The following is a 26,844-nucleotide window of genomic DNA, read 5'->3' as shown; positions in this document are numbered from 1 at the left end:
TCATGCTTCCCAACAAGCTGTTCATCATGCTTCCAAGGTTACTTCTCAGCTCTGACGAGGGAGTGAGGGGTATTCCCGGTATAACGGGATTAAGTTTTTTTGAGACCTTTACGATTATGTACGCCCCACCACTGATTATCGTGGCTGCAATTGCGTTTTTGTTCGTCTACTTGGCGAAGTGCAAAAATCCAAAGGATTGATTCGTTGGTACGTACTTTCCAATTCGGGGTAATCTTTTGTTAAGATACGAGGAAGGGAGGAGGGCCCTTTCATGCCGAAAATCCGTTATAACAACATTGATAATGTAAGTACGGACAAAACGCTGAAGGAATTCAAGCAATGGAGGGAGCAACGGCGCAGCAAAGTTAAGGATTATTCCTACACCGTGCCCAAGCACCCACCTGAACTGGATTATCTGCACGCCAACCGGGCTGAAACCACGATTACTTGGATTGGTCATTCCACGTTTTTCATTCAATATCATGGACTAAACATCGTGACAGACCCGGTCTGGGCCGAAAAAATGGGGTTTCAGCGCAGACTTGGTGCCCCTGGCATTCCGATTCAGGATATTCCACCTCTGGATGTCATTTTGATCTCGCATTCACACTATGATCATTTGCATCTCGCATCGCTGCGGAAGTTGGTCACAGCCAAGACACTGCTCATCGTTCCCGATGGTCTCAAGCGCAAAATGGTGCGCAAAGGGTTCCATCGGTGTCATGAGATGAAGTGGTGGGAACATATTACGCTTGGCGGGGTCAAAATAACCTTTGTACCTGCGCAGCACTGGACACGCCGAACCCTATTTGATACCAACACGTCCCATTGGGGCGGTTATGTATTGGAACAAAATCACCCGGCAGTCATTCCGTCGGAGGAGAGTGCCGCGACGAGCGAAGGACATGGTCATGAAAATTCCCGAGAAGCAGGAACGGATGAGCCAAAAGAGACATCGTCTGATCAATCTTCTGGCGGTCCGCCAGTCATTTATTTTGTAGGGGATACAGGATACTTTCAGGGATTCAAAACGATCGGAGAACGCTTCGAAATCGGTGTTACCCTGATGCCAATCGGTGCGTACGACCCGGAATGGTTCATGACATCCCAACATGTGACGCCAGAAGAAGCGTTGCAGGGATTTCTAGAAACGGGTTCCCAGCTTATGGTTCCCATGCATTATGGAACATTTAAGTTAGCGGATGACACACCCAAGGAAGCGTTGGATCGAATGGAAGTTGAACGAGAACGACTTGGAATCAACGCAGAGCGCATTCGGGTGCTCGGACATGGTGAAACATTGCGTATTCGACACGAAGAAAGCAAACAGGACTAACAAAAGTGATCCAAATATGCTAATGTAAGGGTATATCCGCATGAATAAACGATTACCAAATCTTTAACGAGTAAAAAGCGGCCAATTTTCGAATTTGCCGCTTTTTTGTGTTATAATATGGTGCCAGAATAGGCATCGGGATATTGAATCCAAGATTAATGCAAGTTGCTATTCATGCAGTATGCAGATTAATAAATAAAGGATGGTAATGCTTAATGATCAGTACAAGCGGCATCACGCTTCGCTACGGAAAACGTGCACTCTTTGAAGATGTGAATATCAAATTCACACCAGGCAACTGTTACGGCCTGATCGGCGCCAATGGAGCCGGCAAATCAACATTTTTGAAAATTTTGTCCGGTGAAATCGAATCGAACTCGGGAGAGGTGCACATCACCCCGGGCGAACGCATGGCCGTATTGAAGCAAAACCACTTCGAATATGATGAATATCAAGTGCTCGAAACGGTAATTATGGGCCACAGTCGCCTTTATGCCATTATGAAAGAGAAAGATACTCTGTATGCCAAAGCGGACTTCACTGAAGAAGACGGCCTGCGGGCCGGAGAGCTTGAAGGCGAGTTTGCTGAGCTGAACGGTTGGGATGCTGAGCCGGATGCAGCGGCACTCTTGATCGGTCTGGGTATCGATCGTGATATGCATGAGAAGAAAATGGTTGAACTGAGCGGTAACGAAAAAGTTCGTGTCCTGCTTGCACAAGCCTTGTTTGGTCGTCCAAACAACCTGTTGCTCGATGAGCCTACCAACCACTTGGATCTCGAATCCATTCAATGGCTGGAAAACTTCCTCATGGACTATGAAGGTACCGTTATTGTAGTATCCCATGACCGTCACTTCCTGAACAAAGTATGTACACACATTGCAGATATCGATTTCGGTAAAATCCAGCTGTACGTAGGTAACTACGATTTCTGGTATGAATCCAGCCAATTGGCACTTGCTTTGCAACGTGATGCTAATAAGAAAAAAGAAGAGAAGATTAAAGACTTGCAAGCCTTTATTCAACGTTTCTCGGCGAATGCTTCCAAATCGAAGCAAGCGACTTCGCGTAAGAAACAACTCGACAAAATCACGTTGGATGATCTTCGTCCATCGAACCGGAAATATCCGTTCATCAACTTCAAACCTGAGCGTGAAGCGGGTAAACAATTGTTGACCGTAGACCGTATCAATAAAACAATTGATGGTGTGAACATGCTGAATGATCTCAGCTTTGTGGTAAATAAAGGGGATAAAATTGCCTTTGTTGGCCCGAATGGTAATGCCAAATCGTTGTTGTTTGATATCCTTATGGGTGAAACAGAAGCGGATAGTGGCGAATACACTTGGGGTATTACTACAACTCAAGCTTATTTCCCGAAAGACAACTCCAAATATTTTGACGGCGTAGATATGAGTCTCGTGGATTGGCTTCGTCAATATTCCAAAGATCAGGATGAAACGTACCTGCGTGGATTCTTGGGTCGTATGCTGTTCTCAGGCGAGGAATCCCTGAAAAAAGCAAGTGTACTCTCCGGGGGCGAGAAAGTTCGCTGTATGCTGGCGAAAATGATGCAAACAGGCGCTAACGCCCTGATTCTGGATGAGCCAACGAACCACTTGGATCTGGAGTCCATTACCGCACTGAACAACGGTATGATTGACTTTGACGGCACCATGCTGTTTACATCGCATGACCATCAGTTCATTCAAACCATCGCTAACCGGATTATTGAAATCACGCCAAACGGCATCATTGATCGCCAAATGAGCTATGATGAGTATCTGGAAAGTGACGAAATTAAAGAATTGCGTAACAAAATGTATCCGGTAGAAGCTTAAGATAAGCTATTCTGTCTACATTGAGTATGGTTAACGTAGTTAACTATACGTTCTTATAAAAGATAAAAAGAACCGCAAGCTCTCCAGAGGAGGCTTGCGGTTCTTTTTTGGTCATACAGGGTGATCCTGTAACCATAGAAACATCTCATACAAGAGCTTCTTGCGGTCTAGGATCCGCCAGTACGGCGGCGCTGATTGTTAGGCTTTTTGTTGTTTTGGCTCTTCATTGCTTTAGGGCCGCCTTCAAAATAGGCACTGGATTGGTTACCCGTGTTTGCCTGTTCTTTCTTCTGTGCCAGTTTCTGGCGTATGGCATCCTGCAAACTGACCTTTTTCGGTTCGTTATTATCGCTCATCGTTATTTCCCTCCCGGTCTTACAGTAAGCCGTCCAAATTGGACGGGATGTACTCATTTTATACGTTTTACAAAAGCCCCACAAGGGCAACCTGATAAAATGCTGAAAACCTTCACTTTTTTGACTGGGCCAACATTTTTTCTCTTCACCTACAGCCCTGCGGTCTGGCAACTTTGTTTCGGCTTCCCTACAGCAATGCAGCTTGGCAACACTGTTTCTATAGACCCACACGGTACGCATTTGATAACATGGAACAACCGTAATACGAAACGTTAAAGGAGTGTCGCCCGGTTTGAACGCTTACGAAGAAATACGCAAAGGAGAGCGCGGGGCTTGGGTCAGTATTGTGGCCTATCTGGTCTTGTCTGCTTTTAAATTGATCTGCGGATATTTGTTTGCTTCCAGCGCTTTGCTGGCGGATGGTTTTAATAACCTTACAGATATTGTTGCGTCGGTTGCTGTATTGATCGGACTTCGCATATCCCAGAAGCCACCTGATTCCGATCATGCCTATGGTCACTTTAGAGCGGAAACAGTCGCTGCCCTAATTGCTTCATTTATTATGGCCATGGTTGGCCTGCAGGTATTGGTTGAAGCAGTTCGTTCCTGGTATGAAGGAAACTTTGTAGCACCAAACCTGTGGTCAGCAGCAGTTGCCGTTGTCTGTGCGCTGGTAATGCTGGGCGTATATCGTTACAATCATCGTCTTGCCAAACAAATTAACAGTCAGGCCCTGATGGCTGCGGCCAAAGATAATCGTTCGGATGCCTGGGTCAGCATAGGGGCTGCGATCGGGATCATCGGTGCACAATTTGGCCTTCCTTGGTTGGACAAAGTAGCTGCAATTGCTGTAGGTCTGTTGATTTGTAAGACAGCTTGGGAGATTTTCCGTGATTCAACACATCGTCTGACGGACGGATTTGATCAGAAAGAACTGACAGACCTAAGATCCTCTGTGGCGCGGGTTCCTGGTGTGGAAATGATCAAGGACGTGAAGGCGCGTGTGCACGGCAGTCATGTACTGGTGGATGTGGTTATTGAGGTGGATGGAGGACTGAGCCTAATCGAAGGTCATCAGATCTGTGACCGGGTCGAAGAGCGATTGAAACGTTCACATAATATTATGCATGTACATGTGCATGTGGAGCCGAAGATGGAAGAAGGAACGACGGAAAGTCCTTGAAATGGGTAGGGACAATCCGGAAATAAGCGCATTTTCAAATGAAAAGAGGACAGCCGCTGCCTGCGTGCTGTCCTCTTTACTTATCGTTAGAACGATTATACGATACTATTGAATAGCAACGTGGATCCAAGCTTTACCTTTCCATGTATACACTTGTACCCATTGACCGCCATCGAATCCATCTACAACTTCACCTGTCGTATCGATGACTTGGGAACCCAGTGCACCGATTGGTTTGCCATTAGGTGCATCATAGAACCATGTGCGCTCCAACAGGTTGAGCAGCATTGTAGGGACCAGAACCTCATCTCCTGCTTTCACAACAGGCTCATCAAAGATTTTGTCATCCTTTGTTGAAGTTGTTGTTTCAGTAGTCGTTGAAGTACCTTCTGTACCCGTTGTGTCTACTGTTGTGCCAGTTACGGTCTCAGCTGTGCCTTCTACAGTGTCTACAGCAGGTTTGTTCACTTCAACAGCTGGCGTTGTTGTGGTTGTAGGAGTTCCTGTTTCTGGAGCTACCGTTCCGGTAACCGCTTCCTCAGCACCTGCGGCAGCAGCCATGGATCCCATCAAAGTCAGAGCAGCGGCAAAACTTACGATTTTTTTCATTTGTTTTTCCTCCTCGGTTAGGTATGTAGTTTGTTGTCCTGTGTTAAAAGTAACCAAGCAAGCTCACTTGTGAATCACAAATTATAACAATATTTTCTTGGATTCTCCAGTGTCAACTGGAGCATATGTGGGTATAAGGAGAGCCTGTAAATATCATACTTCGGTGGGAGAAAACCGGGTTGGCTATGTCATAATGGTCCTGTTTTTATGATGTAATCGGGGAGAAGCGATGAATAGACCAGAAGGGAGCGTAATACATAATAGAGAGAAGTCGTAATGTGCTTGGGGAAGAATTGTTGCAAAAAAAGATATTATGAACGCACAAAAGCCTACCGGCTTTTGCAAGCGCGATAGGCTTTTGTATGTATCGAGTGCTGTTCATAATTGGGAAGCCCTATTCATCGCATTCGACTGCGTCCCGTAATCAGGGAGATGACGAACAGTACAACAAAGATGAAGAAGAGTACTTTGGCAATCGAAGCAGCTGCTTCAACAATACCGAAGAATCCGAAAATACCTGCAACAAGAGCAATAATTAGAAATAGTACCGACCATTTCAACATGTGTATCATCCTTTCGTTTATAGAACTTGGTAGCGAGAAGTGTTCGTCTCACTGCCGTGTGTAGTTGTTCTTTAACCGAGGGCTTTAGGGTTGAAACATTGCGATATTTTACCAGGAGGAGTTGTTTTTACAGTTCATATCCTATTTGTTTCGCCTCGGAATGGGTCGGGTAACTAAGCAATAACAAAACCGATTTATACTGGAAAGTGAGGTTCTTTTATGATCTATCAAATTAGTGTGGCTTTAATTGCAATTGCATTTGCAGTACTTGTATTCTTTTTAATTCGTACCTTGAAGTCCGCTCAGGGTTCACTCGACAATGTGTCACAGACACTGCAGGAAGTTCAGAAGACCATTGATGAGCTTAGTTATGAAGTTAAACAGACGGTAAGGCATGCCAATGATATTACAGTTGATGTGCAGCACAAAATGAAACAAATTGATCCCGTTATGGAATCTGTACAGAATCTGGGTGAAGTGCTGAACGAAGTGACGGAAGCAGCAAAGCAGGTGTCATCCACTTTGATGGCCAAGTTTCAGACGAAACGCAGCAGCACTGAACAGAACAAACGTTCAGAAGTAGCGAATGTAGTACAGACGCCGCCTGCTACACCGACAGATCGGACACTGCAATCCTATGAAGCTACATATCATGATGATGCCAAAGGCGGAAAAGGCTGGCTGAAATATGTGGATGTAGCCGCTAATGTATGGCAACGTATGCGGAAATAGCATGACCGTTTTGTAATTAATAGAAGTCATCAGAGCGGTGATGAACCTGATGAAAGGGTGAGAATCATGATGAAACTACTGCTTGTTATGTTTAGCGTAATTTCTCCCTTTTCCGTTCAACCGGCAGCGGTATCCGCTGCTCATGATATGCAATGGACGGTAGTGGAAGAGGAGACACCAGAGATCATTCTGGCTGCTGATCGATCCGGACCTGTCCAGCACTTTCGGACTCTGAATGACATTTCTCTGGATGATAGCGTGAATGATATTTTAGCCAATAAAGGCAAACCGGTTCATAAGGAACTTGATCCATACCTGGGTTGCCCTGAATATCAATTCAAAGATGTAACGGTTGGGGTCTGCGAAGATACAGGAGTGGTCAATTATGTGCATATTGATGCTTCCGAGAAACGTCTGAAGCTTAATCAGGAATGGATTGATATGAATATTGAGGCCATTCGAGATATTTTGGGCAAGCCGTATTATGTAGCAGAGGATGGAGAAGTATTTCTTCGAGGAAGTCAGGCGTTGAAGGTATATATGAAGCCAGGCTCCAATTATATTGATGGAATAGACCTCTTTGATGAATCGGTTTCCTAGGATTGGTTAATCCAGAAACGTTTCAAGCCGATATTGTATGGTTATATACTAAGTAGCTCGATAAAGAAGAATAATCAGAGGAGAGTGGAAACGATGAATTCAACCAATGCGCAAGCTTATGCAAAAGTGGTAGAAAACGGAGTCCAAGCGGTAGAAGCGGTGAAAGAATTGCAGATTACCGGATACCTTGCTGATCATATCTTCGTTCTAGCCCATGAAAAGGATCGTACAGATCGGATTGCCGATACGGCAGATGCCAAAGAGATTGGCATCAAGGAGGAAGGCGTATTTGATTCCTTGGCGAATCTGTTCCGCTCCCGCGGTGATGAACTCCGGGCCAAAATTGTTTCGATGGGCTTCACCGAAGCTGAGGCAGATTTTTACGAGAGTGAACTCGATAAAGGCAAAGTACTTGTGATTGCCAAAAAGAAAGAATAGCTTAGCCGATACAAACACGTAAGCTGGAGCCTTCTGAGAATGGACAAGCTTCAGAATCAAGTATTTTGCATCATTTAAAAGAGCTTTCAAGTTGATGACGCAGAATGCTTATCCAAAAACATAGATAAGGAATGGGGATATCCCCATTCCTTATCTATGTTTTTGCAAGTTTGGAAGCGGGATCAGGACGCAGCAAAAACAGGGTAACAAGCGGGTGAATTCTCCTGCGATGGTGCCATTTACTGATAGAAGTTTTTTGATAATACGATTATAGTTATACTAGGAATTATTATGTCTACCGCTGTGTTGTATGCGAAATTTGTATAATTAAGGTTGTTAGATGACCTGATAAGAATCGACAAACCCGGACGCCACAGATAAGGAGATAGAAATGAGAATACTTATTGTTGACGACAATCCGACGAATGTCATTATCATTCGAGAAATTCTGAAAAAAGAAAACTATCGTGACATTGTAACGGCAAGTTCTGCCATGGAGATGTTTGAAGTCCTTGGGATAGGTGGGGAAAACAATGAACTTCGTCCCAAGCCGTCGGATATTGACCTGATTTTGCTAGATATGATGATGCCAGAGATGGATGGAATCGAAGCATGCAGTATTGTGCAAAAATTTGAAAATCTCAAGGATATACCCATTATTATGGTAACCGCGATTGGAGATTCCAAGAAATTGGCCGAGGCGCTGGATGCAGGTGCATCCGATTATGTTACCAAACCTATTAACAAAGTCGAACTGATGGCTAGAATCCGTCTTGCGCTTCGTCTGAAACAAGAGAAGGATTGGCATAAAGAGCGGGATCAGCGGATTCAGGATGAACTGAAACTTGCGGCTATGGTACAGAATGCTGTGTTAAGCCCTGCTATTGAAGATCCATTGTTCCACGTTAATGCTATTTACAAACCTTCGTTTGAACTTGCGGGTGATCTGTATTCGTGGTACCCGCTTGGTGAAGGCAGATATGGAGTCCTATTGCTGGATATGATGGGGCATGGGATATCTTCATCCCTATTTACCATGTTCATTGCTTCCGTGCTGAAAGACACCGTTACAACGTATGTAGACCCGGAGAAGGTTATTCAGGAGCTGAATCGTCGCTTTAATCAGTTGCATCTGGAAAAACAGCTGGTGCAGTACTATTTTACAGCGATATATCTGGTCGTAGATACACGAATGAAGCGAATTGATTATGTTAACGCGGGTCACCCGCCAGCACTCTTTTTCCGCCAGGACGGAAGTGTGACAACGCTTGACAGCGTCTGCTGTCCTGTAGGCCTGTTCGACAAGATGGATATTGAACCACAGACCATTCACTATGAAGGCGAGGGGCATATCGCCCTTTATACGGATGGTTTGACTGAAGCCGTCCAGGGTGATCAGGAAATGCAGCAGGCATTTTTGAAGGAAAAACTGGCGGGTTCCCATCAGTGGGATGAAGCGGCCATGCAGGCGTTGTTCTTCGATGATGAGATTCCGCAGGAGCGGGATGATGATAAATGTTTGGTATGGATTACCTTAAATAAAGGGGTCGAAGCTGAATGAAGATCAGAAATAAACTGCTGATTGGCTTTACAGCTCTGATGGCCATTATGATTGTGCTTACGTTTGTGAGTTACGAACGGCTGAACAGCAGCAATAAACAGATCGATCAGATGTATCAGGAGCGATACCTCAAAGTCAGATATACTTCTGCTGCACGTGGAGAGGTCAATGATATAGCCAAAGTGCTGGCTAACTTGTTGCTGAATCCCAACAATTCGATAAGTGCTGCAGACGGCGATTTGAAGGAGATGCAGAAAAAAGGCGAAGGCTACCTTGAGGAAGTGCGGGATCGGGCGGACAGCGCACCAGAGCATCAACTGGTGGATCGTGTGAATACGGCCTGGGAAGCTTATAATGCTTATGCTGCAAGACAGGTCAGTTTGATGTCTCAGAATCGGGCAGAGGATGCCAATAACTACCGGAACTCAATCGGTTTGGCAGTGCAAAAGGAAGCTGTAGACAGCCTGAATGCCCTGTCCCGTTATCAGGACCAGGAGATAGATACCGAGATTAAAGATGCGAACGCAGCCTATATGCGCGCGGTACAGATTACAGTAGCCATCATGATTGCCGGATTACTACTCGCGTTGGGTGTCATTATGTGGGTGCTGCCAAGTATTACACGCGGTCTGAATACCGTGTCCATGATGATTACCAGTTTTGGCAAAGGACGTTATCGAACCATTCGCCGCATACAGGTGAAGTCTACCGACGAGATTGGTCAGATTGCCAGTGTGTTCAAGGATGTATCCAATGATTTGGAAGAAAAACTGGAAGTTGAGAAAGCTTATTTACAAGCACAGCAAGATCAGAACTGGATGAGTTCGAACATTGCTAGAGTTCCAGAATTGTTGCGGGGTATAGGGTCGATTCGTCAGATCTCGCAGATGTTTATCAGCGAATTTACACCTGTGCTTGGAGCTCAACTAGGTGTCGTATACCTGATTGATGAAGAGAAACATCCGGACGAACTGAGACGTTATGGTGCCTACGCGTTTGAAGAGAACGAAGATGTTGGCAAAGAGGTTTACCGTATCGGTGAGGGATTAATTGGTCAAGCCGCATTGGATATGACGCCAATTATTCTGGAAAAAACTCCAGAGGATTATGTGAACATCGGATCAGCAACGGGAGCATCGCGTGCTTCTGGTGTGATGATCTATCCTGTCGTATTTGAGGATGAACTGATTGGCGTTGTCGAACTGGCTTCGTTTGAAGGGTTCACGAATCTGCATACACAGTTGTTCTCGCAACTGATTATGAATCTGGGTGTCATTCTCAACAACGTTCGTCGCCGTTTGAGAGTGGAAGAACTGCTGCGTGAATCCCAGGCGCTTACCGAGGAACTGCAGGTTCAATCCGAAGAGCTTCAGACACAGCAAGAGGAGCTGCGCCGTTCCAATGAGAATTTGGAAGAACAGACGGGGGCTCTCAAACGTTCTGAAGAACTGTTGCAGCGTCAACAGGAAGAATTGGAGCACTTCAATACCGAACTGATTGCCAAGACTCGTGCACTGGAAGAACAGGTTCGTGAAGTGGAAGAGAAGAACGACGAGATCGAGAAAACCAAAACACAGTTGGAACAGCAAGCGATGCAATTGTCGATGACGAGCAAGTACAAGTCGGAATTTTTGGCCAATATGTCGCATGAACTACGTACACCACTTAACAGTCTTCTGATCCTGTCCCAATTGTTATCGGAGAATAAGGATGGAAACCTGAGTGTTAAACAGCAGGAATATGCGCAGACGATCTATATGTCCGGTGCGGATTTGCTGAAAATGATTGATGAAATTTTGGATCTGTCCAAGGTGGATGCGGGCAAAATGGATATCAATTACGAAACGGTGCGAATGGAAGAACTGACCAGCTTTGTTCAACAAAATTTTGGTCCAATGGCGAATAAAAAAGAACTCAACCTGAACATTGAGTTCGACAGCAATTTGCCGGAATGGGTATATACCGACAGCCACCGCGTCAAACAGATTTTACGGAATCTGTTGTCGAACGCGTTCAAGTTTACGAACCGTGGATCTGTAAGCCTGATTGGGCGGAAGATGAAAATGGAAGAGCTTCCTGGGTACCTGAATACGAACCAGGAATACGTAGGCTTTACCGTGAAGGATACCGGCATCGGAATTCCATCGGACAAGACGGATCTGATCTTTGAAGCATTCCAGCAGGTAGACGGTACAACCAGCCGCAAATATGGCGGCACGGGCCTGGGATTGTCCATAAGTCGCGAACTTGCCCGCCTGCTTGGCGGTGCTATTCAGGTAGAGTCTTCCGAAGGTGTGGGCAGTAGCTTTACCTTGTTCCTGCCGGATAATCACGATGAGGAGGTTCAGGTGGACGATATAGCAAGAGAAGCCGCTGCTACTTCTGAGATTGAAAACTTCGGAAGAGACTCACAGACGATGCGTTCAGGCAGACAGACCTTGCTGACACCTGATACGGAAAGCATTTCAATTATGGAGCTACCTCAATCCGACTCCCCTGTACCTGTACAATTGGAGGATGATCAGGAAAACCTCTTGGAAGGTGACAAGATTCTCCTCATCATTGAGGACGATGTGAATTTTGCGCACATTTTGATGGATATGGCGAGAGGCAGAGGATTTAAGGCTATTGTGGCGCTTCAGGGAGACATAGGACTCGAAATGGCCCGTCAATATTTGCCGGATGCGATTATCCTCGATATCCAGTTGCCTGTGATGGATGGCTGGGCGATTCTGGGTGAGTTGAAAAGCAGCTCGGCGACACGTCATATCCCGGTACATGTCATTTCGGTTATTGATGATATGAAACAAGGTTTGATGATGGGAGCCATTGCTTATCTGAAAAAACCTTCCAGTAAAGATTCGCTGGATAAAGCTTTCTCGCATATCGAATCCTATACAGAGAATCAATTGAAACGCCTATTGATTGTGGAAGATGATGAAATACAGCGGAAAGCCATCATTGAACTGATTGGCCACGATGATGTTGCAATCACAGCAGTGTCCACTGGCAGTGAGGCCTTGAATGAATTGCACAGTCAACGCTATGATTGCATGGTTCTGGACTTGATGCTGACAGATATGACTGGATTCGAGCTGCTTGACCAGATTCGGGACGATCAGTACTTGAATGATCTTCCGATCATTATTTATACAGGCAAAGAGCTGGACAGCAAAGAAGAGATGAAGCTTCGCAAATATGCGGAGTCCATTATCATCAAAGACGTGAAGTCACCTGAACGTCTGCTCGATGAGACGACCTTGTTCTTGCACCGGGTAGAAGCTAACCTGCCGGAAGACAAGCGTCGAATTCTGCAGAAGCTGCATAATAAGGAAACCTTGTTTGAAGGCAAGAAAATATTGCTAGTGGATGACGACATCCGTAATGTATTTGCCCTTTCAAGCGTGCTTGAAGGCTATCGCATGGATGTGACATTTGCGGAGAACGGCCGTGAAGCTCTGGAGATTCTGGATAAGAACCCGGAGATCGATCTAGTATTAATGGATATGATGATGCCGGAGATGGACGGTTATGAGGCCATGACACGGATCAGACAGATACCGAAGTTTGAAAAATTGCCAATTATCGCCTTAACCGCAAAAGCCATGAAAGAGGATCGTGGCAAGTGTATCGAGGCTGGAGCATCTGATTATGTGAAAAAACCGATCCAAACGGATCAATTGTTATCCTTAATGCGGGTATGGCTGTATTCGTAACCCGATAGTTTGGGTAATGAAGGACAATACATCTATTACGCAAGTAACAAATGAAGAAGTGGAGAGAAGATATGACACCGTGGGAACCTACCGAGGCGGAGGCAGAATCGATCCGCATGCCGCAAGATGAAGAGCGTGAACTGATCGAGATCGAGTTGCTATTGGAAGGTATGCACCGTTTATATGGATATGATTTCAGGAACTACGCGTTACCGTCGTTAAGACGTAGAATCTGGCATTATGTACATGCCGAAGGACTAAAGACCATTTCAGGTTTACAGGAAAAAGTGCTTCATGACCGTTCTGCATTTGATCGTTTTGTACAGAATCTGTCCATCCCTGTAACAGAAATGTTTCGTGATCCAACCTTGTTTCGGTTCTTCCGGGAACAGATTATTCCTGTACTGAGGACTTATCCATACATCCGGATATGGCATGCTGGCTGTTCTACAGGAGAGGAAGTCTATTCCATGGCGATTATGCTGCATGAGGAAGGACTATACGACAAGGCAAGAATATACGCAACAGATATGAATGATCGCTCATTGCAGCAGGCCAAGGAAGGCGTATATGGCATTGAGAAAATGAAATTATATACTACAAATTATCTGGAAGCCGGGGGCACCCGCGCATTCTCGGAGTATTACACTGCGAAATATAATTCCGTTATATTTCATCCTTATTTACGGAAAAATATTATTTTTGCCGAACATAATTTGGCGACAGACCGGTCATTTAACGAGTTTAATGTGATTTTTTGCCGCAATGTCATGATTTATTTCAATGATGAATTGCGAAACCATGTGCACGGACTTTTTCATGAAAGTTTGAGCCACTTCGGCATCCTTGTTCTGGGATCTAAAGAATCGATACATTTTACGGAATTCAGCGATGCCTACGAGCCGTTAGACCGGACGGAAAAAATATACCGGAAGATTAAATAGGGGGTTAAGCTTAGTCATGGGGCTCAATGAACCAATCCACATATTATTGGTAGATGACCGCCCCGAGAACCTGCTCGCTCTCGAAGCGGTTCTGGAATCGGAACAGTACAAGCTCGTCAAGGCAACCTCCGGGGAAGAGGCACTTCGCTGTTTGCTGAAAGACGAATTTGCGGTCATTGTGCTGGATGTGCAGATGCCTGGGATGGACGGAATTGAGACAGCAAAGTTAATCAAGGCGCGTGACAAGTCCAAGGACGTGCCGATTATTTTCATCTCTGCAAATAGCAGAGAGGCAGAGCATTTATTTGCAGGTTATTCCGCAGGAGCCATTGATTATATGGTCAAGCCGTTTATCCCTCAAATTTTGAAATCCAAAATCGAGGGCTTTGTAGAAATGTTTATCACGAATAAACGTTTGAAAACACAGACGATGCTGCTGCATCAGAAGACGCAGGAACTGGAGAAAATGAACCAACAGCTCATTCAGGCCAAAGAGGAAGCGGAAATCGCTGCAAACGCAAAGACCGAGTTCCTTGCCATGATGAGTCATGAGATTCGTACGCCGATGAATGGCGTTATCGGTATGGTTGATCTGTTGATGGAAACGGATCTGAAGGAAGATCAGAAGGAATATGCGGACATTGTACGTCGCAGTGCCGATGCACTCGTTACGGTGATTAACGATATCCTCGATTTCACCAAGATGGAATCCGGCAAAATGGAGCTGGAAGAGCATCCGTTCGAACTTGTTTCCTGTATTCGTGAAGTACTGAGACTCTTCGCGGTTGAAGCTGGCAAAAAGAATATTGAGCTGGAATATTTCCTGGAAGATTCGGTACCTGAACTGATCTATGGAGATATGGCGAGGCTGCGCCAGGTCTTGTTGAATCTGATTGCTAATGCGATCAAGTTCACGGACCACGGTGGCGTGTATCTGATCGTATCCGTTAATGAGGAAAAAGACGGGCGAATGACGCTGGAGTTTGCTGTAAAAGATACAGGAATAGGCATAGCACCAGACAAAGTAGATCGTCTGTTCCAGCCGTTTTCCCAACTGGACACATCCATGACGCGTAAGTATGGTGGAACGGGTCTGGGGCTGGCTATATGCAAAACGCTCGTTGAAATGATGGGTGGAAAGATATATCTGGATACGTCGGAGCTGCGTGGTGCTACGTTTGTATTTACCATTCAAGCGCAGCGGCATGTTGAGACTGAGCTGACGACAGGTATGGGGGAAGATCAGCTTACGGACATTAAAAAAAATGATGAAATGCATCCAAGCGTATTAATCGTCGATGATCATCCTATTAATCAGAAACTAATGTCTATTATGCTGGGCAAGCTTGGACTCGTCGCAGATATCGCCGAAGATGGCAAGAAGGCGCTGGAGATGGTTTTGGCGAATCGCAATTATGATTATATATTTATGGATTTGCAAATGCCCGTGATGGATGGATTGGAGTGTACTCGCAGAATTCGTGAGAGCCTTCCTCAAGACCAGCAGCCAATTATTGTAGCGATGACCGCCAATGTCATGGATGGTATTCAGCAGCGATGTTCCACTGTAGGTATGGACGATTACATCAGTAAACCTGTGAAAATGGGCAATGTGAAACAGAAGTTGTCCCGATTTCAGGAAGAAAGACAAGGGTTCAAATCCAATGCATCGGCCATAAATCAGGCGAATTGAAATATTTGCTAATTCGATTACTGTTTCATATGTGCTGTAGATGGGTTATTAGGTAAAGAAACCATTGATCAGGAGAGAGATGTCTAATGAATACAAATAAAAATGAAAAATTCAATGCAAGAACAGAAACACTTGATGGCGTGTGCACGGTGTATCTGACTGGCGAACTGGATTTGTCGGTTGCTCCTGAATTCCGTTTAGTGATGGAGCCGCTTGTGGACAACAAGGAACAAGATTTGATTATTAACATGCAAGACTTGAAGTACATCGATAGTACAGGGATTGGTATCCTGTTATCTGTTCTGAAAGCACGGCATGGAATGGAAGCTCGCTTTGAAGTACAGGAAGTTCCTGCGCAAATTCAGAAACTTTTTGATATGACGGGTATTGCCAAATTCTTTGTCTCACAGAAGAATTCCCAATAGGAAAGGATCGAAAAAGGAATGAATGCAGAAGTTCAAAGAGTCACCCTTAATTTACCGGCGACAGCTGATTACGTTGATATTGTAAGACTCAATCTTTATGGTGTTGCGTCCAAAATGGGATTTTCTTATGAGGACATTGAGGATATGAAGGTTGCTGTATCCGAGGCCTGTAATAACTCTGTACTGTATGCTTACTCACACGAAGGCGGCATGGTTGAGGTTGTGTTCGAAGTGGATAATGACACGCTGGCTATTACCGTCAAAGATGAAGGAGCCAGCTTCGAGAACATTAACCCGGCGGTATCCCGTGCAGGCCTTCATGACAAAGAACTGACAGATGCCCAGATCGGTGGACTTGGATTTTACCTGATGCAAGCTCTGATGGACGATGTCAGTGTGGAAAGTGAGACGGGCAAAGGTACGAAAGTAGTACTCGTAAAACGTCTTGCAAGAAGTGAGGAGAAAGTATGAATGAAAAAGTGACTCCCCCAGAGTCCATGTCTGAAGCAATAGGTTTGATCTGGGAATACCAGCAAACCCAGGATAACGAAATTGCAACAGTTCTTATCCGCAAATATGAACCGATGGTGAAGATGGCAGCAGGTAAAATTGCGCGGAACCGACCCGATCTGTATGAGGATTTGTATCAGACCGGGCAGATGGCCCTAATTCGTTTGCTTAAGCAATACGATATTAATCTGGGTATTCCGTTTGAACCTTATGCCATGAAGAGCATGATCGGTCATATGAAGAATTATTTAAGGGACAAGTCCTGGTATATTCAGGTGCCCCGTAGAATTAAGGAAAAGGGAGCACTTGTCCAGCATGCCATTGATGAATTGACAGTGAAGCTGGAGCGTTCACCAGGTGTGAACGAGATTGCTGAATACCTGGATTTAACCCCTGAGGAAACCATCGAAGTCTTGGCTGGTCGGGAATGTTACCACTATGTGTCACTGGATTCTCCGCTATCACAGGATGAGAGTGCAGCCACTTTGGGCGAACTAATCAGTTCTGATGTGAATGACTTCGATTCGGTTGAGAAGCGGATGGACTTGCAGCAGGCATTGGGACAATTGAAGGAACAGGAACAAAAAGTGCTTATTTTGGCATTTCAGGATGGTCAGTCGCAGCGGGCAATTGCTCAGAAATTGGGAGTATCCCAAATGAGTGTATCTCGTATCCAGAAGCGAGCCACTGAGAAATTAAAACAGATTATGTCGAATGCTTCATTATTATGAGATGTAGATCGGTGACGATATTGAGCACGGCATAGAGAAGGACACGTGATTCCAATGGAATGCATACGTGTCCTTTTTTTGGGATCAATGATTTTCTAATGACAGTATGAATGCAGGAGTGGATGTTTGTGATTGTGGATAAAGTCAAGCTGGAAGCGCGTCGGGACAAGCTTACCTACTCAGACCATTGGGAATGGTGGGATTGGGTTGCACCTGATCAGGAGAGTATGGCTGATGCCTTGGAGGAACTGACGAACGCATTTCCAGAAATGCAGTACTGGCTTCGCAAAATACCGGAGGTAGAGTCCAACTACCTGTCCGTCCGCTTCATGAACGGCACGGAGCCCGTGATATTCGGGTCATTATTATATGCGGTCAAGAATGAAAGAAACGATCCACGTAAAGATAATCAGATGTTTTTCTATGTGGATCAAGAAAGACTGGTTACCTTGAATGTAGATGATAATACCAGAGGTATTATGAATACAGGTGAACGTGCAGCCATGTTACAACAGTGCAGTGAAGCAAGGGACGGCATGTTTGTGCTCTTTCGCGCGATATTGCATTATTACCATGTGGGTATGGATCATTTTGAGATGAACTTGAGGGATTTGGAGCGGACGATGGAATCCCGCAATGCACGAACGTTGATGGATCAGATTCTTGCAGCTAGATTTGAGCTGCTGTATTGGAGTAACCTGTTCATTCCGTATTCCGAATTGATGGCTGCTGCCAGGGAAGCCTACCTGGATGAATTGAAAGAGAATCGCTTTTTCCAGCAGCTCCAGCACCGGATCGAAAGGATGGAGCGTTTGTTCAAACATTATGAGACAGAGATTGATACATTGATCTCCATTGATAATGCTATTTCAGGGGTGCGGGGCAATGAGATTATGAAGACACTGACCCTTGTAACCTCGGTATTCACACCCGCAACGGCTGCAGGAGCCATCTGGGGAATGAACTTCGAGAATCTGCCTTGGATCGACAAAACATGGGGTGTTGTACTCGTCCTTGCGCTTATAATCATTAGCATGATCGGCATGTATGTATGGATGATGATGAAGGGCTGGACAGGGGATCTGCTCAAAGTGAAGTCTTCCCAGCCGTCGGCCAAAGAAACAGAGAAGCATGCCAATGGCAAACGAAGGCGATGACTTTGTCAGCCTCACCCTGTGCCTTTTATTTTTTATAATCTTCAATGTATCCCAGTAAGTCAGCAATATATTGTCCTACAATTGGCATGTTCACGAATTGACTGAGAATAAAAGCGAGCAGACCAAGAACGACGAAGGTCCCTACCGTCAAACCCAAACCACGTGCCATACCAGCGGTGAAGTTGGTAATGATACGTTTTTTGGGACTGCTGTAGTTTTCGATAATATCCTTGATTTGAGATTTTTCCAAACTGTCTGCAATCTGATCCAGCCGAGTATTCAGACGTTTGACCTCATGTCGCAATTCAAAAGGGTGTTCGCTGGTATCATACTGTTGTGCAGGTTTTCCTCCGGTTATAGGCGTATTGCCGTTCATTGTGACTTTACTCATGTTCTTCCTCCTTTAATCTCGCCGTGGATAAAAAATAGCCAGCTGGAATACAGCTGGCTATTGGTCACTCGATCCAAAGCCTTACAGGCTGGTCGAGTTCAATTCTTTACGTGCATCTTCCTTCGCTTCTACAGAAGCGGTAGCCACTTCGTCCGACGCTTTGGATGCTTCATTCGCTACATCAGCGGAAGCTTTTCTTACGGAGTCCATAACGTCATTACGGCCTTGGTTTACCGTTTTTGCAATATCAGAAGTTTTGGAAGAGACCGTTTTAGCCAGTTCGGAAGCTTTATCACCGACAACCGCTGCAACTTCTTTTGTGCGATCTGTAACCATCCCCACTTTCTCGGAAAGGTCATCACGCAATTCGCGTCCTGGTTTAGGGGCAAAGAGTAGTGCTGCAGCTGCTCCCAGCAAACCTCCGATGAAAATACCTTTGGCGAAAGTGGAACCGCTTTGTACAGGATATTGTTCTTCTGCTTTATTCATGTCAAATCACTCCTTCTTCAAATTTAAGAAACGAATACGAAACAACGAACACCTTGTTGCACCGATCAGGCAGCCTGTCTGAACAGTCTGGACACAAGCCCCAGCAAAAAGACAAAGACTGCTGTTCCAATGATAGCAGGAATTACGGCAAAGTTACCGATGACCGGTCCCCAGTTACCAAGCAAGAGTGCTCCCAGCCAGGCTCCGGCAAATCCGGCAACCATTGCACCAATAATTCCTCCAGGCATGTTATGACCGGCAAGTGCATCACCGATTACACCGATAATGACTGCCATCACAATGCTGATAATAATACCCCACATAACAACCGCCTCCTTTGTACTTGATGTAGGATGGTGTCTGTTCGCGTTTGCTTACTTCGTATATAAACGCCGTGCTTCCAGGTGAAACAATCAATGTAGGGAGATCTGTACTGGAAATTATAGGATAGTACAATTCAGACGGAACGTTGAATCCCTTTAATCATACAGAAGATCCAAGCCAGTCCTGCAGCAAATCCGGTGAAAACGTCGGTTGGAAAATGTACACCCAGCATGATGCGGCTGAGGCCGACCAGAAATATAAATGTGATTCCGCAAATGACAGGCAGTGCAACTCCAGACATACGTTGATGTCGTTCAATCGCCCAGATGACAAAGAGCATGCCATAAAACCCCATCGAGATCATCGCATGACCACTTGGAAAACTATATCCATGAACAACCAGCAGATGTTCCAGCTCAGGTCTACTACGCCTGAATATTTCCTTCAATAAGGTGTTGAGAATCCACATCATGGCAAAACTGCTGAGTAACGCATAACCATATATGAGGAAACGGGGACAACGCTGCCACAAGAAAAGAATTGAAAAACCGATAGCTGCGATGGCAGAAAGTCTGAAAGAACCGAGCGCAGTAATGAATGAAATGAAAGGCAACAGATGAAGACGTGAATCTGAGTTCAGATAAAATAACTGCTGGATCCTGTCATCCAATGAAAGGATAACATCGTTACCCAGCAACGCTCCCAGAGCCGCCAGCAAGAAGACGACCGAAACGCTGGCTATAATTCCGACACCAGCCCAGTTGAGCAGTGGACGTACTGAAGTTTTGCGAGCTAACCCGGAAGTGGGTAATTGCGTTTTGCGCAGCATAAATAAGTATCTCCTTCAGTAATGGTAGTAGGTAGATAAAGATTGATAAAGGATTACCCGAAATGTCTGTCGAAAAAACTGTAAAAACGTCGCTTTTGTACTATACTATTTAAGATATCCCATGCGGCGTCGTGACGCAAAGCAGAGATGAATTCGGGAGTATAAAGGAGAGAACTCGCATGGAGAGTGCCCTGTTAATTAAAGAATACCGTGCGGGCGTTATGGAATGCGCCCATTACGGACACATAAGCATTACGGATGAGAACGGCAATGTTGTATATTCAGCCGGAGATCCGCATTTTAGAGCGTTTACCCGTTCATCTGCCAAGCCCTTTCAGGCCATTCCGGGGATTCGTGCTGGTATTGCTGGGCATTACGGTCTGACAGCTCAGGAGATTGCCATTATGTCTTCCTCACACCGTTCGGAGCCGATGCATATTCAGGTGTTGGAGCAGATAGAAAGCAAAATAGGGTTGGGTGAAGAGTGCTTGATTTGCGCACCGAGTTACCCCCTCAATGAAGAAAGCCGAAATCAATGGCTACGATCTCAAGGAGAGAAGCGTCGTATTCTCCACAACTGCTCCGGTAAACATCTGGGCGTTCTCGCATACACTCAGATGAAACAGGCCGATTTGGGAAGTTATGCAGAACCAGAACATCCGGTACAGCGTGAAATTCTTGAGACCATGGCCTATATGGCAGGGATTGAACAGAAAGAAATTAAACTTGGGACGGATGGCTGCGGCTTTCCGGTATTTTCGTTGCCGTTATCGGCATTGTCGAACGCATATCTGAAGCTGGCTTGCCCGGATCTGATCGAGGACCCATCTACACGTTCGGCCGTAGAGACCATTACTGGAGCCATGAACGAATATCCGTTAATGGTAGGAGGAACGCAGCGTGTGGATTCCGTGCTGCTTGAAGACAGCAACATTGTAGCCAAAGGTGGCTTCAAGGGTGTATTTGGTTTTGCCCTGAAAAAGGAACGCCTCGGAATTACGTTCAAAGTGCTTGATGGTTCGGAAGAAGAATGGGCCTATATTGCCCAATCCATTCTGGAGCAGATTGGCTACAGCAATCGAAAAACCATCGAACGACTGGCAGAAGTATATCCACCTGACATTCGGAACGACGCAGGTAAAGTCGTAGGGCGGGCAGAGAGCGAATTCAAGCTTCACTCACCTGAAGAAAGCGTATAACCATATGCAAGGGGCGTGATTAGAATTCCCGGACCACGGGTAAAGATGACATACCAACTGGTATTGATCTATAGAATTCTAAATATACACGCAAGAACTGCTGCGACAGTGCGGCAGCTCTAAACCCTTGGAGGTGGATGAACATGATTAAAGTAGTGACATCGGAAGAAAGGCACACGTCGGATCGAGGTTGGATACACAGTGAATTCAGCTTTTCCTTTGCGGACTATGATGATCCAAGCAATGCCCATTTTGGTTGTCTTCTGGCTCATAATGACAACACACTGATGCCGCAGGAAGGCTTTAAGCGACATCCACATCATGACTTGGAGATTGTTAGTTATGTCATATCAGGTACGTTGAAACATACGGATAGCATGGGAACGGAGCAATTGTTGGAACCGGGAACAGTTCAGGTCATGAGTGCGGGCACCGGCGTAGAGCATTCAGAGACTAACCCGTCAGAGGATGAACCGGTACGCTTTCTACAGATGTGGTTCCTGCCATCCCAGCGCATGTTGAAGCCCTCGTATACTAATCGTCGTGTAGAGGCTCAGGAGCATCTGAACCGTCTTTGTCCGATTGTATCGGGGCAAGGGGGAGAAGGAGCCGAGGGAGCATTGCCTATTTCACAGGATGTAACTTGTTATCTATCCCACCTGGAATCCGGTCAAAAATTAATGTACCCTCAACATGAAGATAGGCGTACACATCTCTTCCTGATTAGTGGCCATATCGAGATTGTATGTTCAGACGGCAACTTCAATCTCAAGCCGGGTGATGCTGCACGTATCCGCAAAAGCTGTGATCTGCAAATTACAGGTACAGGCAGCGAGACGGCTGAATTTGTATTGGTGGATTTGCCTTAACGAAAAAAACAAACGCAAGAGGACCTGTCTCCACTGTGATGTGGAGAACAGGTCCTTTTTGTACGGCTTGTTGTAGCTGCCTTCGTAAAAGAGTCTCTCAAAGTTTGCTGGGCGATGCCGCCCTAGGATTTGCGGAGATTACCCAGTTCGGAAGCGACAGCTTCCACTTCAGAGATACTCAGATGTTCCTTGCTTAGGACCATTTCATACAGGTCAAACAAATCTTCATACTTCGCAAGTGGGAAAGACGAAGCCTGCATGGCAGCTCCACTGGCCATCCGCAACTTCGTTTTGATTGCTTCAATCATATATTCCATGTTGGCTGCGCTTGCTTGCGTTAAATCCATCGTTATGTCCATCCCTTCCGTATCGGAAACTGTTGTCATTGTATCATGATTGGACAGGCTCAGGCCAATGCTTTTGCGACGAAATCAAGCATCGGGTAAAATGAGGAATATAACAATAGAGACTCAGGCAGGAAGTACATGTGTATAAGGAGGTAAGAGATTGGCCGTATATAAGCGGGAATTGGTTCGTCATCAAAGTAGGGAAGCCCGCCACAATGTGCAGGGAGAAGACTTGGTATTATTTTTCAAGCACATCTATAAGCTTCATTCACCGGATGAAATCACCTTTGTCTGTATCGGGACGGACCGTTCCACCGGAGATGCTCTGGGCCCACTGACAGGCAGTCTACTGCAGGAGTATGGAGTGAATCACGTTGTAGGAACTCTGGCTTCTCCTTGTGATGCGGATACACTGGAGAAGAGGCTGGCGCTTGTCCCGTCACATCATGCCATCATCGCCATTGATGCTTGTCTGGGTCCAAAACAGGCAACAGGTACATACTATCTTGCGGAACATCCACTGATTCCGGCAAAATCGGTTGGAGGCAAGCTGCCGCCAGTTGGTCATTACAGCGTGGCTGCTGTAGTGAATGCTAATGGACCGAGACCTTATTCCATTCTACAGATGACCTCGCTTCATTTCGTTATGGGCATGTCCAGATCGATTGCAGAGGCGGTCGCCGAAGCAGTGAAATACAGATAAACGTTTCATTAATGATATGCAGGCTTAATAATATACAACTTGAATTAATTTAATTCGCGCAGAGAGAGGGATTTATATGGAAAAAGTGATGTGTGACGGAACGACGATTTGTTATGCCGAACAGGGTAAGGGAGAAGCACTCATTTTGCTCCACGGATACTGCGGCAGTTCATCCTACTGGGATGAAGTGGTGCCTGAGCTTGCACGCAGCTATCGTTGCATCGTACCCGATCTGCGTGGACACGGAAAAACGGACGCACCTGTAGGTAGTTATACCATTGATCAGATGGGCAATGACGTATTGCAATTAATGGATGAGCTAAAGGTGGACAAGGCTTTCCTGCTCGGTCACTCCATGGGCGGATATATCGCACTTTCTATCGCACAGCGCCACCCAGAACGATTGAATGCCTTCGGCTTGATACATTCCACAGCCTATCCGGATAGTGAAGAAGGCAAAGAAAAACGCCTTCGTGCAGTATCCACCATTCAGACGGAAGGCATTGTTCACTTTGTAGATGGGCTGGTTCCCGGTTTGTTTGCACAAGAACATGTAGAATCGCTATCGACGCAAGTGACTCGTGTGAAGGAAATTGGTTACCAGACTGCGCCACAAGGGGCAACTGGAGCTGCACTGGCTATGCGGGAACGACCGGATCGTCGTGATGTATTGTCCGCTACACCGCTTCCTGTCCTGCTGGTTGCCGGAGAGAAGGATGCCGTCATTCCGCCGGAACGTACATTCACAAGTGACAAACCACATATTACACAAGCCGTGATTCCTGGGGCAGGACATATGAGCATGTATGAAGCTCCGGAAGATTTAATTCAGGTCATTAAACAATTTTTGACGGGATTATCGAAGTAATAATGGAACATGAATAGAGTATCGGATGATTTCGCCTCCTTGGCGGAGCGTCGGTATTTTGCTAAACCCCTGCAACGTTCGCTCAAGAACGGCAGGGGTTTTATTTGTTCAGGGCCAGAGCATAGATCGAGCCATAGACCATGTTTTGGCTTTTTGTCATGGCATGAATTAAAATGATGAGAATGGATCATGCAAGTGAAACTGGAATGTACACGATCGAATGATGAGGGGGCACATAGCATGTTCAGGAAAGATTATCTGCTCCGCATGATGGAGGAAATGACAGAAGCGATCGGCAAAGTATTTACACTTAAACAACAGCGAAAACACACGGAGGCTCTATCCGAGCTGGACGAGCTACTGCGTAGGCAGTTTGGACTGAATTTATCTCTGCTGAACTCACTGCCGGCCGAGGATGTCATTGAAATGTTCCGTTTTCGCGGCGTCATTGAAGTGGACAATCTGCAACAAGCCGCCAGGCTGATCGAAGAAGAGGCGTACATTTATAATGAAAAGGCCAAAGTAGAGGGCATAGATGACCAGGAAAAAATGGAGTCGGAGAATGAAGCACTTATTCGTCTGATGAGATCACTTCATTTTTACCTGTACGCACTGAATAATGGGGCTAATCCGAAGCTGCTGGATGCACCAGATCGTGTGGAGGGAATATTGGAGCAGACGAAACAATACGAACTTCCCGCACGAACGGAAAAGCAGCTTGCCCTGTATCGTGAACAGCAGGGGCGTTATGATCAGGCTGAGAATAGCTGGTACAGACTGCTGCAGGTAGACGATAGTCATCCCATTCATTATCGGGGTGAGGTACAGGCTTTCTATGAAAGGTTAAGACAACTGGAAGATGAGCAATTGCAACAAGGTGGTTTGCCTCGTGAGGAAGTGGAAGAGGGGATTGCCGAGCTGAACCGTTAAACCGATGAATAGGCCGTTAACTTGGAGAGGGAACGGAATTGTGTTATGGTAACGGTTGACCAAACCAAACCGAAAGTGAGATGTACCCCCGTGGATTCATTGCGAAAGCTTATACAAGACATCTTTGAACAGAATTCGCTGATTACAGCGACCTGGAGCCAGCTGCGCAGACGGGACAATGTCTCGTATACGAAAGTGCAAGTCAAGCCGGTAACGCTCAAGAATCAGCTTCATTATCAATTCGCATTTCATTATACCAACAAAGTGCTGCACGAGAATTTGACTCCGGATGAAGCGGCAGAGCGCATGACTTTGCTATGCGAAGAGACGTTTCGTCAAGGACTGCTCTGTACTACAGACGCAGACTATCAAATTTTGATCAGCAAAAAATATAAAGTGTCCATCCTGACCAAGTCGCCTTCCAAGACTGCGGTGGACCTCTCGCATAATCGCAAAAAGCAATATGTGCTGGAAGATGGAGTTCCCGTTTCGTTCCTGGTCGAGCTGGGGATTATGAGCGAGGAAGGCCGCGTTTTGGCTCGCAAGTACGACAAGTTCAGACAGATCAACCGTTTCCTCGAAATGGTACAGGATGTCATCCCGCATCTGCCGGAGGGCCGTCCATTGACCATTGTTGATTTTGGTTGCGGAAAGTCTTATCTCACCTTTGCTTTATATCACTATTTGTCCGTTCAACAGCGCAGATCACTCAAAATTATTGGACTCGATTTAAAAGCCGATGTGATTGAACACTGTAATGATCTGGCAAACAAATTGCATTACGGTGACCTGAAGTTCCTCGTTGGGGACATCGCTGACTACGACGAGCTCAATGAAGTGGATATGGTCGTAACGCTGCATGCCTGTGATACAGCAACCGATGCTGCTTTGGAAAAAGCTGTTCGTTGGGGCGCTTCCGTTATTCTATCTGTACCGTGTTGTCAGCACGAGCTGTTTGACCAGATTGAATCCAACGTGATGAATCCGTTGTTGTCACACGGTATTCTAAAGGAACGTTTCTCCGCTTTGGCAACCGATGCCATTCGGGCCAAGCTGCTCGATCTGATGGGATACAAAACGCAGCTGCTTGAATTTATCGACATGGAGCATACGCCGAAAAATATTTTAATCCGTGCCGTACGAGGCCAGGCTGGGCAGACTGCTGACATGTGGAAAGAATATACTGCATTCCGTGATTTCATTCACGCAGATCCTTATTTGGAGCGGGCATGTGCGGACTTGCTTCCAGGTGACGGCAAGCTGAAAGAAGCTGCGCCGAACCATGGGGCAGATGCGAGCCAAGAGAATTCAAATGAGGAATCGATCAATGGTGTCACCCAAGATGCCAGCCACTGTGATCACTGTTGAATGTACGGGAATAATGAAGAGTGAAGCATGATGTTTGACGGCAGATGGAAAAAAGGATAGATACATGATTGAGTTATTTGATCCTTTGAGACGACGCAGTTCGTCTGTCATCGCCGTTGACGGGACATACTG

29 protein-coding genes are annotated in these 26,844 nt (G+C 45.8%); 21 read left to right on the top strand and 8 right to left on the bottom strand.

Features of this window, described 5'->3' with window-relative positions; genetic code table 11:
- Positions 1-2 precede the first annotated feature (2 nt).
- From CRO25_RS33725 to CRO25_RS26930, 3 genes are all read left to right on the top strand, one after another.
- Positions 3-200, top strand: a complete 198-nt coding sequence (locus CRO25_RS33725; protein ID WP_063566588.1) for a hypothetical protein — start codon at positions 3-5, stop codon at positions 198-200.
- A gap of 71 nt (positions 201-271) precedes the next feature.
- Positions 272-1,336 carry an MBL fold metallo-hydrolase gene (locus CRO25_RS26935; RefSeq protein WP_079697100.1) on the top strand — a complete coding sequence of 355 codons (1,065 nt, stop codon included), beginning with the start codon at positions 272-274 and terminating at the stop codon, positions 1,334-1,336.
- Positions 1,337-1,551: 215 nt separating this feature from the next.
- Positions 1,552-3,177, top strand: a complete 1,626-nt coding sequence (locus tag CRO25_RS26930; RefSeq protein ID WP_064640591.1) for an ABC-F family ATP-binding cassette domain-containing protein — start codon at positions 1,552-1,554, stop codon at positions 3,175-3,177.
- A 167-nt stretch (positions 3,178-3,344) separates the two neighbouring features.
- Here the strand turns inward: CRO25_RS26930 and CRO25_RS26925 are convergent, their stop codons facing one another.
- On the bottom strand, positions 3,345-3,533 hold the full coding sequence (locus CRO25_RS26925; protein WP_063566591.1) for a hypothetical protein: 189 nt from the start codon (positions 3,531-3,533) through the stop codon (positions 3,345-3,347).
- A 292-nt stretch (positions 3,534-3,825) separates the two neighbouring features.
- Between CRO25_RS26925 and CRO25_RS26920 the strand changes: the two genes are divergently transcribed.
- Positions 3,826-4,716, top strand: coding sequence for a cation diffusion facilitator family transporter (locus tag CRO25_RS26920; protein ID WP_063566592.1), 891 nt, complete (start codon positions 3,826-3,828; stop codon positions 4,714-4,716).
- Positions 4,717-4,821: 105 nt separating this feature from the next.
- On the opposite strand, the gene CRO25_RS26915 is transcribed toward CRO25_RS26920, so the two are convergent.
- Complete coding sequence (locus CRO25_RS26915; RefSeq protein WP_090954767.1) at positions 4,822-5,325, bottom strand: hypothetical protein; 504 nt, start codon at positions 5,323-5,325, stop codon at positions 4,822-4,824.
- 398 nt (positions 5,326-5,723) lie between these two features.
- Positions 5,724-5,888 carry a DUF1328 domain-containing protein gene (locus tag CRO25_RS26910; protein WP_017692264.1) on the bottom strand — a complete coding sequence of 55 codons (165 nt, stop codon included), beginning with the start codon at positions 5,886-5,888 and terminating at the stop codon, positions 5,724-5,726.
- Between the two features lie 219 nt (positions 5,889-6,107).
- Between CRO25_RS26910 and CRO25_RS26905 the strand changes: the two genes are divergently transcribed.
- The 11 genes from CRO25_RS26905 (at position 6,108) to CRO25_RS26855 (ending at position 18,395) form a co-directional block, all read left to right on the top strand.
- The gene (locus CRO25_RS26905; protein WP_063566593.1) at positions 6,108-6,620 is read left to right on the top strand and encodes a DUF948 domain-containing protein; all 513 of its coding nucleotides are present in this window, start codon (positions 6,108-6,110) and stop codon (positions 6,618-6,620) included.
- 87 nt (positions 6,621-6,707) lie between these two features.
- Positions 6,708-7,220: a hypothetical protein gene (locus tag CRO25_RS26900; protein ID WP_143813272.1), complete on the top strand. Its 513-nt coding sequence runs from the start codon at positions 6,708-6,710 to the stop codon at positions 7,218-7,220.
- 93 nt (positions 7,221-7,313) lie between these two features.
- Positions 7,314-7,658, top strand: coding sequence for a general stress protein (locus tag CRO25_RS26895; RefSeq protein ID WP_064640589.1), 345 nt, complete (start codon positions 7,314-7,316; stop codon positions 7,656-7,658).
- 391 nt (positions 7,659-8,049) lie between these two features.
- Complete coding sequence (locus CRO25_RS26890; protein WP_079697098.1) at positions 8,050-9,219, top strand: PP2C family protein-serine/threonine phosphatase; 1,170 nt, start codon at positions 8,050-8,052, stop codon at positions 9,217-9,219.
- The gene (locus tag CRO25_RS26885) at positions 9,216-12,935 is read left to right on the top strand and encodes a response regulator (RefSeq protein ID WP_079697097.1); all 3,720 of its coding nucleotides are present in this window, start codon (positions 9,216-9,218) and stop codon (positions 12,933-12,935) included. Before CRO25_RS26890 ends, CRO25_RS26885 begins: the two co-directional genes overlap by 4 nt.
- A gap of 71 nt (positions 12,936-13,006) precedes the next feature.
- On the top strand, positions 13,007-13,879 hold the full coding sequence (locus tag CRO25_RS26880) for a protein-glutamate O-methyltransferase CheR (RefSeq protein WP_063566598.1): 873 nt from the start codon (positions 13,007-13,009) through the stop codon (positions 13,877-13,879).
- A gap of 16 nt (positions 13,880-13,895) precedes the next feature.
- Positions 13,896-15,572, top strand: coding sequence for a response regulator (locus CRO25_RS26875; RefSeq protein WP_079697096.1), 1,677 nt, complete (start codon positions 13,896-13,898; stop codon positions 15,570-15,572).
- Between the two features lie 86 nt (positions 15,573-15,658).
- On the top strand, positions 15,659-15,997 hold the full coding sequence (locus CRO25_RS26870) for an STAS domain-containing protein (protein ID WP_063566600.1): 339 nt from the start codon (positions 15,659-15,661) through the stop codon (positions 15,995-15,997).
- 18 nt (positions 15,998-16,015) lie between these two features.
- Positions 16,016-16,468, top strand: a complete 453-nt coding sequence (rsbW, locus tag CRO25_RS26865) for an anti-sigma B factor RsbW (protein WP_063566601.1) — start codon at positions 16,016-16,018, stop codon at positions 16,466-16,468.
- Positions 16,465-17,238: a sigma-70 family RNA polymerase sigma factor gene (locus CRO25_RS26860; protein ID WP_024631358.1), complete on the top strand. Its 774-nt coding sequence runs from the start codon at positions 16,465-16,467 to the stop codon at positions 17,236-17,238. The genes rsbW and CRO25_RS26860 overlap by 4 nt, the downstream gene beginning before the upstream one ends.
- Positions 17,239-17,366: 128 nt before the next feature.
- Complete coding sequence (locus tag CRO25_RS26855; protein ID WP_240321509.1) at positions 17,367-18,395, top strand: magnesium transporter CorA family protein; 1,029 nt, start codon at positions 17,367-17,369, stop codon at positions 18,393-18,395.
- Between the two features lie 25 nt (positions 18,396-18,420).
- Here the strand turns inward: CRO25_RS26855 and CRO25_RS26850 are convergent, their stop codons facing one another.
- The 4 genes from CRO25_RS26850 to CRO25_RS26835 form a co-directional block, all read right to left on the bottom strand.
- Complete coding sequence (locus CRO25_RS26850) at positions 18,421-18,786, bottom strand: DUF5665 domain-containing protein (RefSeq protein WP_024631356.1); 366 nt, start codon at positions 18,784-18,786, stop codon at positions 18,421-18,423.
- Between the two features lie 81 nt (positions 18,787-18,867).
- Positions 18,868-19,275, bottom strand: a complete 408-nt coding sequence (locus tag CRO25_RS26845) for a YtxH domain-containing protein (RefSeq protein WP_079697095.1) — start codon at positions 19,273-19,275, stop codon at positions 18,868-18,870.
- 65 nt (positions 19,276-19,340) lie between these two features.
- On the bottom strand, positions 19,341-19,598 hold the full coding sequence (locus tag CRO25_RS26840; RefSeq protein ID WP_063566604.1) for a GlsB/YeaQ/YmgE family stress response membrane protein: 258 nt from the start codon (positions 19,596-19,598) through the stop codon (positions 19,341-19,343).
- 134 nt (positions 19,599-19,732) lie between these two features.
- Positions 19,733-20,428 (bottom strand): phosphatase PAP2 family protein, encoded by a 696-nt coding sequence (locus tag CRO25_RS26835; RefSeq protein ID WP_063566605.1) that lies wholly within the window; start codon positions 20,426-20,428, stop codon positions 19,733-19,735.
- 179 nt (positions 20,429-20,607) lie between these two features.
- Here CRO25_RS26835 and CRO25_RS26830 point away from each other — a divergent pair, with 179 nt between their 5' ends.
- Together CRO25_RS26830 and CRO25_RS26825 are read left to right on the top strand one after the other, a co-directional pair.
- Entirely contained in the window at positions 20,608-21,627 is a 1,020-nt protein-coding gene (locus CRO25_RS26830) for an asparaginase (protein ID WP_079697094.1), read from the top strand.
- Positions 21,628-21,770: 143 nt separating this feature from the next.
- Positions 21,771-22,496, top strand: a complete 726-nt coding sequence (locus CRO25_RS26825) for a pirin family protein (RefSeq protein ID WP_063566607.1) — start codon at positions 21,771-21,773, stop codon at positions 22,494-22,496.
- A 122-nt stretch (positions 22,497-22,618) separates the two neighbouring features.
- Here the strand turns inward: CRO25_RS26825 and CRO25_RS26820 are convergent, their stop codons facing one another.
- A complete protein-coding gene (locus CRO25_RS26820) occupies positions 22,619-22,843 on the bottom strand; it encodes a DUF1128 domain-containing protein (RefSeq protein WP_063566608.1) in 225 nt (74 codons plus the stop codon).
- A 160-nt stretch (positions 22,844-23,003) separates the two neighbouring features.
- Between CRO25_RS26820 and yyaC the strand changes: the two genes are divergently transcribed.
- The 4 genes from yyaC to CRO25_RS26800 all read left to right on the top strand — a co-directional run bounded on the left by yyaC (position 23,004) and on the right by CRO25_RS26800 (position 26,712).
- A complete protein-coding gene (gene yyaC, locus CRO25_RS26815; protein WP_079697093.1) occupies positions 23,004-23,546 on the top strand; it encodes a spore protease YyaC in 543 nt (180 codons plus the stop codon).
- Positions 23,547-23,622: 76 nt separating this feature from the next.
- Positions 23,623-24,414 (top strand): alpha/beta fold hydrolase, encoded by a 792-nt coding sequence (locus tag CRO25_RS26810; protein ID WP_079697092.1) that lies wholly within the window; start codon positions 23,623-23,625, stop codon positions 24,412-24,414.
- A gap of 240 nt (positions 24,415-24,654) precedes the next feature.
- Positions 24,655-25,344, top strand: coding sequence for a DUF6483 family protein (locus CRO25_RS26805; RefSeq protein ID WP_079697091.1), 690 nt, complete (start codon positions 24,655-24,657; stop codon positions 25,342-25,344).
- Between the two features lie 90 nt (positions 25,345-25,434).
- Complete coding sequence (locus CRO25_RS26800; RefSeq protein ID WP_256863762.1) at positions 25,435-26,712, top strand: SAM-dependent methyltransferase; 1,278 nt, start codon at positions 25,435-25,437, stop codon at positions 26,710-26,712.
- The last annotated feature ends 132 nt before the right edge of the window (positions 26,713-26,844 follow it).

The organism is Paenibacillus sp. RU5M (assembly GCF_900221055.1).
GTDB lineage: Bacteria > Bacillota > Bacilli > Paenibacillales > Paenibacillaceae > Paenibacillus > Paenibacillus marchantiae.
The sequence above is the reverse complement of the archived record's forward strand: the minus strand, read 5'-3'. Positions and strand labels throughout refer to the sequence as shown.